Annotated in this window: 11 protein-coding genes; 7 read left to right on the top strand and 4 right to left on the bottom strand. The window is 54.6% G+C overall.

Annotation, left to right across the window (positions count from 1 at the left end; translation table 11 throughout):
• The first annotated feature begins 50 nt into the window (after positions 1 to 50).
• The 4 genes from ACT3T6_RS11930 (at position 51) to ACT3T6_RS11915 (ending at position 4,396) form a co-directional block, all read left to right on the top strand.
• Positions 51 to 1,484 (top strand): M20 family metallopeptidase, encoded by a 1,434-nt coding sequence (locus ACT3T6_RS11930; protein ID WP_193054137.1) that lies wholly within the window; start codon positions 51 to 53, stop codon positions 1,482 to 1,484.
• Positions 1,485 to 1,487: 3 nt separating this feature from the next.
• Positions 1,488 to 2,324: a tryptophan 2,3-dioxygenase gene (kynA, locus tag ACT3T6_RS11925; RefSeq protein ID WP_193054136.1), complete on the top strand. Its 837-nt coding sequence runs from the start codon at positions 1,488 to 1,490 to the stop codon at positions 2,322 to 2,324.
• A gap of 68 nt (positions 2,325 to 2,392) precedes the next feature.
• A complete protein-coding gene (gene kynU, locus ACT3T6_RS11920) occupies positions 2,393 to 3,622 on the top strand; it encodes a kynureninase (RefSeq protein ID WP_193054135.1) in 1,230 nt (409 codons plus the stop codon).
• 12 nt (positions 3,623 to 3,634) lie between these two features.
• Positions 3,635 to 4,396, top strand: coding sequence for an alpha/beta hydrolase (locus ACT3T6_RS11915; RefSeq protein WP_193054134.1), 762 nt, complete (start codon positions 3,635 to 3,637; stop codon positions 4,394 to 4,396).
• Positions 4,397 to 4,549: 153 nt separating this feature from the next.
• On the opposite strand, the gene map is transcribed toward ACT3T6_RS11915, so the two are convergent.
• The 3 genes from map to pdxR all read right to left on the bottom strand — a co-directional run bounded on the left by map (position 4,550) and on the right by pdxR (position 7,042).
• Positions 4,550 to 5,323 carry a type I methionyl aminopeptidase gene (gene map / locus ACT3T6_RS11910; RefSeq protein WP_172116455.1) on the bottom strand — a complete coding sequence of 258 codons (774 nt, stop codon included), beginning with the start codon at positions 5,321 to 5,323 and terminating at the stop codon, positions 4,550 to 4,552.
• A complete protein-coding gene (locus tag ACT3T6_RS11905; RefSeq protein ID WP_087105660.1) occupies positions 5,316 to 5,522 on the bottom strand; it encodes a ParD-like family protein in 207 nt (68 codons plus the stop codon). Before ACT3T6_RS11905 ends, map begins: the two co-directional genes overlap by 8 nt.
• A gap of 113 nt (positions 5,523 to 5,635) precedes the next feature.
• Positions 5,636 to 7,042: a MocR-like pyridoxine biosynthesis transcription factor PdxR gene (gene pdxR, locus ACT3T6_RS11900; protein WP_193054133.1), complete on the bottom strand. Its 1,407-nt coding sequence runs from the start codon at positions 7,040 to 7,042 to the stop codon at positions 5,636 to 5,638.
• Between the two features lie 204 nt (positions 7,043 to 7,246).
• Between pdxR and ACT3T6_RS11895 the strand changes: the two genes are divergently transcribed.
• From ACT3T6_RS11895 to ACT3T6_RS11885, 3 genes are all read left to right on the top strand, one after another.
• Complete coding sequence (locus ACT3T6_RS11895) at positions 7,247 to 8,335, top strand: TlpA family protein disulfide reductase (RefSeq protein WP_193054132.1); 1,089 nt, start codon at positions 7,247 to 7,249, stop codon at positions 8,333 to 8,335.
• A 128-nt stretch (positions 8,336 to 8,463) separates the two neighbouring features.
• Entirely contained in the window at positions 8,464 to 10,521 is a 2,058-nt protein-coding gene (locus ACT3T6_RS11890) for a protein-disulfide reductase DsbD family protein (RefSeq protein WP_193054131.1), read from the top strand.
• Between the two features lie 310 nt (positions 10,522 to 10,831).
• Positions 10,832 to 11,578, top strand: a complete 747-nt coding sequence (locus ACT3T6_RS11885; protein WP_193054130.1) for a sulfite exporter TauE/SafE family protein — start codon at positions 10,832 to 10,834, stop codon at positions 11,576 to 11,578.
• 82 nt (positions 11,579 to 11,660) lie between these two features.
• On the opposite strand, the gene ACT3T6_RS11880 is transcribed toward ACT3T6_RS11885, so the two are convergent.
• Positions 11,661 to 12,206: a cysteine hydrolase family protein gene (locus tag ACT3T6_RS11880; RefSeq protein ID WP_193054129.1), complete on the bottom strand. Its 546-nt coding sequence runs from the start codon at positions 12,204 to 12,206 to the stop codon at positions 11,661 to 11,663.
• Between the last annotated feature and the right edge of the window lie 63 nt (positions 12,207 to 12,269).

Below are 12,269 nucleotides of genomic sequence, written 5' to 3'. Positions count from 1 at the left end.
CTAGGCTCACCTCAACGACCACTAAAAGCCCAATGATAAAAAGGCGCACCATGACAACACCGCAGCGTTCAAAACGGGAACAGGCGATTCAGCTAGCGAGTGATGAGCTTTCAAACGGTAATTTTTATAAGACGCTGGCAAAACGTATTGCCATGCGCACGGTCAGCCAGGACCCCGCCTGTGCCGATACACTCAACGCGTACCTTGAACAAGAAATTGGCCCGCTGCTTTCAAGGCTGGGCTTCACCTGCCAGATTATCGAGAACCCGAAACCCGGCTTTCCTCCCCTGCTGATTGGGGAGCGCATTGAGGACCCCGCCTGCTCCACGTTGTTGCTTTATGGCCATGGTGACGTTACCGATGGCCAGGAAGAGCAATGGGCGAACGGTATTGACCCATGGACGCTAACCTTTAAAGAAGGCCGTGTTTATGGTCGCGGCACCGCCGATAACAAGGGCCAGCACAGCGTCAATTTAACCGCGTTGGAAGCTGTGATTAACGCTCGTAAGGGTCGGTTAGGCTACAACGTAAAAATGCTGTTTGAAATGAGCGAGGAGATAGGCTCACCGGGTTTGGAAGAAACCTGTGCTGCCTATCAGCAAGCGCTTAAATCCGACCTTTTTCTGGCCTCTGATGGCCCCAGAATCCGCCACGACATGCCTACCCTCTTTTTGGGTTCTCGCGGCGTTGTTCAGCTCAAACTGTCGCTTAACACCGGCAATGGCGGCCGCCATTCTGGTAACTGGGGAGGGGTTATTACCAACCCGGCGGTTGTGCTGTGCAATGCGCTCGCCACGCTACTTTCCCCAAGTGGCAAAATTCTGGCCGACTTTCTCAAGGCACCGTCTATTACAGAAGACGTCTCCCGGTTAGTGCGCGACTTGCCGGTAGGCGGCGGTGCCTCCGACCCCACGATTAACCCAGCGTGGGGTGAAGAAACCCTGGCGGATGGCGAGCGTTTATACGGGGCCAACACGTTTGAAATTCTTGGCTTAAGTGCGGGCAGAACCGACAAGCCTGTCGGTGCGATTCCAGAGCACGCGGAAGCGGTACTACAGCTGCGCTTTGTAAAAGGCACCGACTGGCAAGCGGTGGAGAGTAACCTGCGCCAGCACCTGGATGCCCATGGCTTTAACGATATCCAACTGACGTTCTTAGGCGGTTACGCGGCGACTCGGTTGGACCCCAATCACCCATGGGTGAATTTTGTTGCTCAATCGGCCGAGAACAGCCTGAATGAAGCGCCCCATATTTTACCCAACCTGGGCGGCACGATTCCCAATCACTGCTTTTCAGACGTGCTTAATCTGCCCACCGTTTGGCTGCCCCACTCCTACCCGTCATGCAATCAGCACGCCCCCGATGAGCACTTGCTGGAAACCATTGTCGAGCAAGGGCTAAAACTAGCCGCCGGGATCTTCTGGGATTTAGGCGAACCTCAAGCACAAGCGCTAACCACTCATGACGCGGCAAAGGCATATTAAGTGATGGAAACTCCAAAAAAGAACAGCGTTGATAACGAAGCCATCCACTGGGACCAGGATATCAGCTACGGCCAATACCTTGACCTTGAGCCCTTGCTGGCTTGCCAGAACCCGGCCTCTGAAGAGCACGATGAACTACTCTTTATCATGATTCATCAAGTGTCGGAGCTATGGATCAAGCTCTGCTTGCACGAAGCCCACGCGGCGGCCAGGCATATTGCCGATGACAACCTGAGCCCTGCGTTCAAAATGCTCTCACGCGTATCTCGCATCCAGGAACAGCTCATCAACGCCTGGGAAGTGCTGGTAACGATGACGCCCGCCGATTACTTGAGCTTTCGGGACAGCCTTGGGCAAAGCTCGGGCTTTCAGTCCTATCAGTACCGGGAAATTGAGTTTTTGCTGGGTAACAAAAACGCCAAATTGATCGAAGCTCACCGTTCAAAGCCCAAGCACTACCAAAAACTCCAGCATGCGCTTAATTCGCCCAGCCTTTATGACGTCTCGCTGCAGCTACTGGCCCGCCGGGGTTTTGATATTCCAGACAACATCACCCAGCGCGACTGGAGCATTCCCTACACCGCGAGTAGCGACGTCGAAGCGGTGTGGATGGAGATCTATCGCAACAGTGAAAAGTACTGGGACCTATACGAACTGGCCGAAAAGCTGGTGGATGTCGAATTCAACTTCCAGCGCTGGCGCTTTAACCACATGAAAACGGTGGAGCGCATTATTGGCTACCGGCGTGGCACCGGTGGTTCGTCGGGCGTGAGCTACCTGGTCAAGGCACTCGACCTGCAGTTCTTCCCGGAACTCTGGAGCGTAAGGACATCTATTTAACAGCAAGAGCCCAATAAGCCTTACCCCACTTTTCACCTGTGTGACGACATTTTTGCTGGAGTACCGATATGCGCGTGAGCCTGGATACCGTTCGTGAGCTGGACCGCCAAGACCCACTGGCAGATTTCAAACGCCACTTTGCCCTGCCAGAAGGTGTTCTCTACCTGGATGGCAACTCGCTTGGTGCGCAACCGGTCGCGGCCAAGCAAGCGGTTGATGACACCATGGAGCAGTGGCGTACCCAACTGATTAAAGGCTGGAACCAGGGCTGGTTTGATGCGCCCGAACGGCTGGGACACCTGCTCGCCCCGGTGCTTGGTGCTCAGCACGGTGAAGTGGTGGTCACGGACAACATCACGCTCAATATTTTCAAACTATTGGGCTATATCCTCGACAAGCGCCAGGATGATTGCCGCACGGTACTCAGTGAAGGCGGCAACTTCCCCACTGACGGCTACATTGCCCAAGGCTACTGCCGGGTTAGCGGCTGTGAACATCGCTTTATGCCCGAAGGTGACGACCTGGCTGCGCACCTGGAAGGCGTGGCTGTGGTGGTGCTTAGCCAGGTCAACTATCGCACGGGCAAACTGCGCGACATGGCAGCCACTACTCAACTGGTTCATGAACATGGCGCCGAGGTCATTTGGGATTTAGCCCACTCTGCTGGCGCGCTACCTGTCGATCTTAACGGCGTGGGCGCACGCTATGCTGTAGGTTGTACCTATAAATACCTGAACGGCGGCCCCGGTGCGCCCGCTTTTCTTTACGTGCACCGCGACCACCTGGATAGCACGTGGCAACCGCTCTCGGGCTGGCATGGCCATACCTCACCTTTCGCCTTTCAGGCCGACTACGCACCCGCCGATGACATCTCGCGTTTTCGTACCGGTACACACTCAGCGATTATTTACGCAGCCCTCGAAGCGTCGTTAGCTATCTGGGCTGACGTCGATATGCAGGCCGTGCGTGAAAAAAGCCTGGCCATGAGCAATCTGTTCCGCGAGTGCCTGGCAGATATTTTTGAGGCCCACGGTATCGAGGACATTACCCCGAAAGCCGACCAGCGTGGCAGCCAGGTATCACTGGTAGATGCCCAAAACGGTTACGCCATTGTGCAAGCGCTGATCGCGCGTGGCGTGATTGGTGATTATCGGGAGCCGGGCTTGATGCGCTTCGGCTTCACCCCGCTCTATTTAAGCTACGAAGATGTGTGGCAGGCCGCGCAGCACTTCCGCGAGGTAGTCGAAAGCGGCGAGTATCAAAATCCTGAATTTCACGTGCTTAGCGCCGTCACCTGATAGAGAGCACGCATGACAAAGCTAACGCCGGATCTGGCCTACTCACCGAGCCATTTTGCGTCAGAGTTTGAATCCACTCTTACACGTCAGGCGGATGCCGGACGCACGCTAAGGGACCGCCACCCACCGATAACGGTCGCCTATGGCGACCACCCGGCGGCGTGCCTTAACCTGTTTATTCCGCAGGGAGAAGGCCCGTGGCCTTTGATGGTATTCATTCACGGTGGCTACTGGCAGGAGCTTGACCACACTGCCACGGATTTTCTGGCCGAGCGCTATCTGGCACGGGGAATAGCCTTCGCCTCAATTGGCTATGGCCTGGCCCCGACCCACACCATTGAAAACATGATGACTCAGTGCATTCAGGGGCTAGAAGCGGCCTACCACGCGCTGGCAGAAAGCGGCGGCGTGTGGTCCATCACCCTGGGAGGCCATAGCGCGGGCGCCCAACTGGCTTACTGGGTAGCCGTTAGCGGCAGGGTTCCTATTGATAAGCTGGTGCTGGTCAGCGGTGTTTATGACCTTACGCCGCTGGTAGAAACCTACGTTAACGACCCTCTAAAGCTGACCAAATCACAGGCACGCGCACTTAGCCCTCAGTTTGGCGAGCTGACCGCGCTGCCCACCTGCCAGGTTGTGATTGCCGAAAACGACCCGCCCGCGTTTCATCAGCAGGGACACAATTTTATAGCGCTGCTACGCGCAGCCAACGTCCAAGCAGAGCTAATTGAGCTGCCGGGGTGCGATCACTTTGATGTGCTGGAGTATTTGTAAGCGCTAGCCGAGCTCACAATAACCACGCCGTTACTTTCTAGCGACGGCATGGAGTTTTTAATACCACTGTCTCTCAAAAGCCTGCTTTCACGTCCGCCCGGCTAGTTTTCAGATGACTTGATAGGTCACCTTGCATCGCCTAACTGGTTAAAATTAAACACGCTCTTCATCACGCAAAGTAAGCACCTCAACACCCTCGGCCGTCACTGCCACTGTATGCTCCCACTGCGCGGATAACGACTTGTCACTGGTCACGACTGTCCAGCCATCTTTTTTGATTTTTACCTTGGCTTTGCCTTGGTTAATCATGGGTTCGATGGTGAATACCATGCCCTCTTTCAATACCACGCCGTGCCCTGGCTTTCCGTAGTGCACGACTTCCGGCTCTTCATGCATCTCCTGGCCGATGCCGTGGCCGCAATATTCACGCACCACCGAGTAGCCGTTCTGTTCCGCATGCCGCTGGATCGCATGGCCTACATCACCCAGCGTTGCCCCCGGCTTAACCGCGTGAATGCCCTTCCACAGCGCCTCATAGGTTTTATCGACCAGGCGCTTGGCAATGGGCTTTACCTCACCCAACATGTACATCTTGCTTGAATCGGCAATATAGCCATTCTTCTCAAGCGTGATATCAATGTTAACAATATCGCCCGATTTTAGCGTGAGTGTCTCGGAGGGAACGCCATGACACACCACCTGGTTCACAGACGCATTCAGCACATATTGATAATCGTATTGCCCTTTGCTGGCCGGGCGAGCCTTTAGCTCATCAACGATATAACGCTCGGCCCAATCGTTGATCTGCATGGTGGTGACACCCGGCTCGATTAACGTATCAAGATAACCAAACACCTGAGCCAGCAAGCGTCCTGCTTCGCGCATCAGCGTCAACTCTTCTGCACTTTTCAGCGGTACGTTATCCACCGATCACCTGCCTTACTTCAATGTCTGCCTGTTGCATCTGCTCGCGCATAATGTCGGTGAAGGTCATGCCTGGATTAGCCTCTGCCAGCATGCCCACTTTAATCCAATACTCCGCCTGTGCGTTGATCGAACGCACCATGACCGAGCTGGCTTTACGAATATCTTCGTGTAGCTGGTCGTTGATTTTTACGATACCCATGGAATGCCTTGATATATGAAACGTATATAAAGCATATATTAAGATAAGAACACGCAGCAAGCGACCTGGCGAAGCCGACGTTCAATAAGAGTGGTTTTTCAACTGCAGGCACACTATTGGCGATGACGAGCAATCAGTGCCGCCAACGGTTGATAGCCTTCTTCAAGCGCAGGGCTCGATAGATTAGTGACGCCTAAGAGCAATCCTTTTCGCGCATTGGCTGGCGTGGCGTACCAGGGAGACAACGGCGCCGGGGCAAGGTTAAAGGCCGCCGCCGCTTCGGCAATGCCAACATCGTCGGTGTCATCAGCCAGGGCAAGCAACAGCGACAAGCCCGCCATATGATTGACTGAAACCGTGCTGTCCATGAGTGCAAGCAGCGCATTCCGGCGCTGTATATACAAACGCTTCATACGCCGAATATGGCGCAAGTAATGCCCGTCGCGCAAAAACTCCGCAACGGCTAGCTGGCTAGGCAGTGCAGACGCGGGTGACAATGCAGCGGCCGTATCTCCCGCGCGCTCCGACAACCTCGCAGGCACCACAATGAAACCAAGCCGCAATCGTGGGCTGATGGTTTTACTGAAAGTACCCATGTGAATCACTCTTTCGTCATGGTCCAGCGAGGCCAGTGCGGGCGTTGCCTGGCCGCTTAACTGCAGCTCACTTAAATAGTCATCTTCGATGATCCAGCTATCGTTTTCTTTAGCCCATGCTAACAACGCCTGACGGCGAGCCAGCGACAACTGCATACCCAGCGGTGCTTGTTGGCTTGGCGTCACAATCGCCAACCGCGCCTCCGCAGCAAGCGCTATCCCTTGCTCCACACAAATCCCTTGGTCATCGACCGGAACAGGAACCGAGGTAAAGCCTGCCAAAGACAAAGCGTGCCTATTGAGTGGATAACAAGGGTCTTCAACCCACACCCGCTTTGAATCCGGGCGCAACAAGTGCAATGCCAAGCCCAGCGCACCCGCATATCCATTGGTGATGATGATCTGGTCTGCAGAGCAAAGCAGCCCGCGAGCCACGGCCAGATAGGCAGCAATTTCCTTGCGTAGTGTCTGCTCTCCGCGTGGGTCAGGGTAACGCAGTGACTCGGCCACCGCCTGGCGTGAACCGCGCTGCATGATGCGAGACCACTGCTTAAAGGGAAAGCCATCTTGCGCAGGCACCCCCACTTGAAAAAGCTTGGGCGCGCTTTCCAAGTCCTGATAGAGATCAGGCAGTGGCAGCCGAGAGGCCTCAACCACCACTTTTGGTGCCGCGGGTAGCACGGCGCTAACGAACGTACCGGCGGCCCCTTTTGAGATGACTAACTGATCATCGCTCAGCCGATCATAAGCCGTTTTAATAGTGCCTCGTGAAACGCCCAGTTGCGTGGCAAGATCACGCCATGAAGGCAGCCGTGCGCCCTCATATAAATGCCCTTGTCGAATGGCATCAGCAATGCTCGAACGCACCTGCTCTGACAAAGACTGCTCGCCTTGGCGATTAAGTGAAAAACGAAGTTTACTCATCCCTCCATGGTACATAGAAACCTATCAGTCTTGGTGCTTTTTTTAGACCATGAAGCCTTTCACAATCACTATCTACTCTACACTTTTACCGTTCTAAATCTTTGTGCCAGTTCTCGAGCTAGTTCTTTATGCCGGTTCTTGAGTTAGCTCTTTACCTTAGCTCTTTACGTTAGCTCAGAACGATTTGCCAAAAGGATGAAACCAATGCGTATAGTAAACACGAAATGTTCAGCGGCGATACTGCTCGCCATGTTGGTCGGCTGCTTCGGTTCGGCACACGCCACCGAGACCACTGAGCAACCAGACGCCGATCAAGCCTATGATCAAGATGCCGATGGTGAACAGCGTGCCAGAGCGGCTGGCGAGTCCTTAATTGGTCAGCCAGGCCCCGAGCTGAGCATTACCACGCTGGATGGTGAGACTATTGATCTAGGCGCGCTATATGGCGAAAAACCCGTGTATATAAAGTTCTGGGCAACCTGGTGCGTGCCCTGCCGCCAGCAGATGCCCGGGTTCCAGGCATTTCAAGAAGCGCATGGTGATGATATCCAAGTCATCGCCGTGAACACCGGCTACGCTGACACCGAAGAGTCCGCACGTGTCTATCGCGAGGAAATGGGCCTGACCATGCCCATCACGGTAGATGACGGCACGCTAGCCGAAGCGCTGAATCTACGCGTTACCCCGCAGCACGTTCTGATTGATCGCAGTGGTCACATCACTCACATTGGTCATCGTGACGATCAAGCCCTGGAACAGGCGCTACAGGCCGTGCTTGAACCCGCTGATCCCAACTCAGCAGCGACCGAAGGAGCCGCCGTCAAGGATATCGACGCCAACGCTTTAACGGTGGGCGATACGGTGACTCACCTTGATGTCACCACGCGTGACGGCACTACCATCGACCTGACTCGGAAGACGACAGACAAGCCACTGGGTGTGGTGTTTTTTGCCACCTGGTGTGAGCCTTATCTTGCCAAGAGCCAGCCAGAAACCTCCACCGCCTGCCGCCGCGTACGCGAAACCGTCAACCAGCTGAGCGAAGACCAAAGCGTACAGTGGGTAGGCATTATTTCTGGTCTTTGGACCCAAGAGTCCGATGTCGAAAGTTATCTTGATACCACCGAGACGGCGATACCGGTGTTGCTTGACGCCGAGGGCGATATACACCGTGCATTCGGCGTTCAGCAGATACCCACCGTTGTATTAATTGATGCTGACGGCAAGATAACCGACAAGCTTGGACCACAAGACACCGCATTAGGCGAAGCTGTCGAGCGCCTCAGCCAATAAGCGTAAGCCACTCCGCGCAAGCCATAGCGCGGCCCCCCTTTTTTTACTGGAGCAGCCCGCCTCACGCGGGCTGATAACCAATGCCCACGTTCCTTTATCGCTATTTTGTCCTTTTTTGCCTGGTTGTAATGCTGACTCCCCAGATTGGCGCTGCGCAAGAATTTCCCGGCATCTCGGGCGAAGTACTGATTAAGAGCACTCTGATAGCGGAAACAGATCAACCGGCACCTGGTTCCTCCAGCACCTTAGCCGTTTTCATGGAGCCGCAATCAGGTTGGCATGGGTATTGGAAACAGCCGGGTAGTATTGGCCTACCACCGCAGTTCAATTGGCAATTGCCGGAAGGTGTCAGCGTAGGCGATGCCGCTTACCCAGTACCGCAGACGCTAATGACTGGCGATCTGATGAACCATGTCTACGAGCACCCTTATGTACTATTGCTGCCCATTGAAATAGACGCCTCTGTGCCCGCAGGGACCTCTCTGCCGATTAGCGTTGACTTCAACTACTTGGCTTGCCGCGCTGATGCCTGCATTCCGGAGGAGGCATCGCTTGCCACTACGCTGGTCGCAGGCGATGGCCACATTACGCCTGAGCGCAAAGCACGCTTCGATGAATGGCGGCGCGAGCTTCCCAGGCCTCTCGGTTCGCAAGCCAGCTTTGTGACGACCGATGATAACCAACTGCGCTTAAGCATCCCCTTACCCACCAGCGTGGAACTCAACGATCCACACTTGTTTGTTGCCACCGATAACGTGGCTGATCCCGCGTCTGAGCAGGTTTTTAGTCGTGAAGGCGACACATTGATTATTGAAACCCAGTTGGCAAAATACTGGCAGACAGACAATCCACCTGACAAGTTCGAAGCACTTCTGTCGCTGGGCAATGGAACCGGTTTAGCATTGGTTAGCCGTAGTGATGGTGCGCCAACACCAAACACAAGCACAGCTGGCGTACAAAGTAGTTCTACATTACTACTGACCGCATTTCTCGGCGCCGTACTGGGCGGCGTTCTGCTCAATATCATGCCCTGCGTTTTCCCTATTCTCAGCCTTAAGGTTCTTAGCCTTGCACGCCTGTCCGGTGGTCAACGCGAAGCCCGGCGTGAGGCGCTAGCCTATACCGCCGGTGTGGTCCTCGTTTGCTTGATCCTGGGCGCAACGATTATTGCTCTGCGCGCAGCCGGTACTCACGTTGGCTGGGCATTCCAGTTGCAAGACCCACGGGTCATTGTGGTGCTTACACTGTTGACTGCCGCGATTGGCTTTAACCTGGCAGGCCTTTTTGAACTAGGCTCCATCAATGCTGGCTCCAAACTGGCTAGCCAGGAGGGCATGGCCGGTGCTTTCTGGACGGGCGTACTTGCCGCTTTCGTCGCAACACCTTGCTCCGGCCCATTTATGGCCACAGCGCTTGGCGCCGCCCTGGTACTCCCTACGGTTGCCGCACTGACGGTTTTCGTGGGCTTGGGCTTGGGCATTGCCTTACCGTTTTTGCTGCTTGGTTTCATACCAATGCTTCGTCGCCGCCTTCCTCGGCCGGGCCCTTGGCTTGCGACCTTTCGGCATATCATGGCCATCCCAATGTTCCTAACCGCTTTAGCGTTAGCTTGGGTGCTTGGCCGCCAGCTCAGCAATAACGGCATGATTGCAAGCCTCGCTCTGATCTTACTACTGGCGATAGGACTTTGGTTCACCGGCCTGCGCCAACGCAACGGCAAGCGCTTGGTCTGGATACCGGCAGCACTCGCGGCCGTACTCGCGCTGGCGGGAAGCATCCTCGTTCCCGGCTCCTTTGCGGGCCACGAGGCGCCCATTAATGCCGCCGCAAATTCACCCACCACACGCACACTCGACTTTGACGCGGACCGCTTGGCCGAACTTCGGCAACAGGAGCAAACCATCTTTGTCTACTTTTCCGCAGACTGGTGCGTCACTTGCCATATGAACGAACAGCGAGCCATTGATACAGCCAGCACGCAACAAGCATTTGCGCAGGCGGATGTGATCACCATGAAAGGTGACTGGACCAATGGTGACCCAGCCATCACCGCTTTTTTGGAGCAACACGGCCGCTCAGGGGTACCTCTCTACTTGTGGTACACGCCAGACCAAAAAGAGCCTGAAGTCCTTTCACAAATTCTTGCGCCAAATGTTTTAACGACGTTAGCGGGCAAGTCTGGTTAACCCGCACGGTTAACAGGTGCTGAACAGTTAGCAGGAGAACCGTGCAATAGGTCGATGCCCACCCTGTGAAAAAACATCTCGCACACACCTTCGTATGTTTTCATGCGAATTCGCAGATCAAGCAGGCGACCTGCGGCACATGCCTGTTCGTTAATATGATCCTGTAGTGCACTCTCCCCTAAGCCAAGCCTGCTTGGCAGAAACTCAGTCAGTCGGGTTATCCGAAAGGTGATCTAATAATTCCGCATTGTGCCGGGTATTATCCTGAGCTTCAGTTTAGCTCTCAGCCGTTCCTTAACACGAGCCTTCTATGCACGATCTCATGCTGTATCTTTTGCTCCTGATTGGCACTTTTTTGATTGCTGGCGTGGTGAAAGGTGTCACTGGAATGGGGCTGCCAACCGTCGCGATGGGTTTACTTGTTATAGCGATGCCACCGGCGAGCGCTGCTGCCCTTCTCGTTCTGCCCTCTTTAGTGACCAATGTCTGGCAGCTGTTTTCTGGCCCATCGATTACACAGCTGATGCAGCGGCTCTGGCCAATGATGCTGTGTATCTGCTTGGGCACCATCGCTGGTGCTGCCTTATTAGTCCGCGTAGACCCACTCTGGTCTGGGTTTGGGCTCGGCGTCGCTTTGATTGTCTATGCCGGTTATACGCTGCTTGTCCCCGCCTTCTCCGTTTCCACGTTCCTGGAGCGGTGGCTTTCTCCGGTTATCGGCTTGATAACAGGAGTCGTCACTGGCGCAACAGGTGTATTCGTGATGCCAGCAGTGCCGTACCTTGCCTCGCTTAATATGAGCCGGGAAGAATTCGTGCAAGCCCTGGGCTTATCGTTCACCATTTCCACGCTTGCACTAGCATTAGGACTGTTCGCCCATGATGCTTTCCAGGTCTCGCAACTAGGTACGTCCGCCTTGGCGATTATTCCTGCGCTGATCGGAATGTGGGCGGGTCAATATATACGGATGCGGATTAGCCCACAGCGGTTTCGTCAGTGCTTTTTGCTCTTTTTGATAGTACTAGGCCTTGAACTTGCTAGCCGTCCGCTTTTATGACGAGCAAGAATCAAAAGCCGCCTTCCACCCGTAAGGCTTCGAAGGCGGCGATGAGGCGGCCACGTCGCACAACGCGATGGCGTTAGCCAATATACTGCTTTGTTGTAGTGACCGTACCGTAAGCAAAGGCCAAGGCTGCCATTATCGTTGCGTGAACCTGAGGCGCTGGCACCGTCACGCCATCGAATTCAAGATCCAGCGTGGCACAGGCATCGTGGATAATCGTCGTCTTGTAACCCAAATCCGACGCTGCACGGCTGGTGGCATCGATACACATGTGGCTCATTGCGCCAATAATGACGACCTCCTCAATATTTTGCTGGTCCAATAGCTCTTGCAAACCGGTCTCACGAAACGAGTTAGGAAAATGCTTCACTAGTACCGTTTCCTCGCCCAACGGCGCGACCATGGGATGGATCGCTACCCCTTGCGTACCAGGGGTGAAAAAAGGAATGTCTGGATCGGCAGATTCATGCTGAAAATAGACGACAAGATCGTTTGCCGACCGGGCATGTTCAATGACGTTAGCTGCGTTCGTGGCAGCCTCTTCAATACCGTTCAACAGCAGCTTGCCGCCGGGGAAATACTCATTTTGGATATCGACGACAATGATTGCGCGATGACTCATATTATCAATCCTTTTCAGTAGCGTTTGCCAATAGGCTGGCAAGAAGAAGTAGGCCGCTATATA

The sequence above is a fragment of the Halomonas sp. 72 genome (assembly GCF_052379785.1).
Taxonomy (GTDB): domain Bacteria; phylum Pseudomonadota; class Gammaproteobacteria; order Pseudomonadales; family Halomonadaceae; genus Vreelandella; species Vreelandella citrativorans.
Note: the sequence above shows the minus strand (reverse complement) of the source record. Positions and strands in the feature narration are given on the sequence as shown.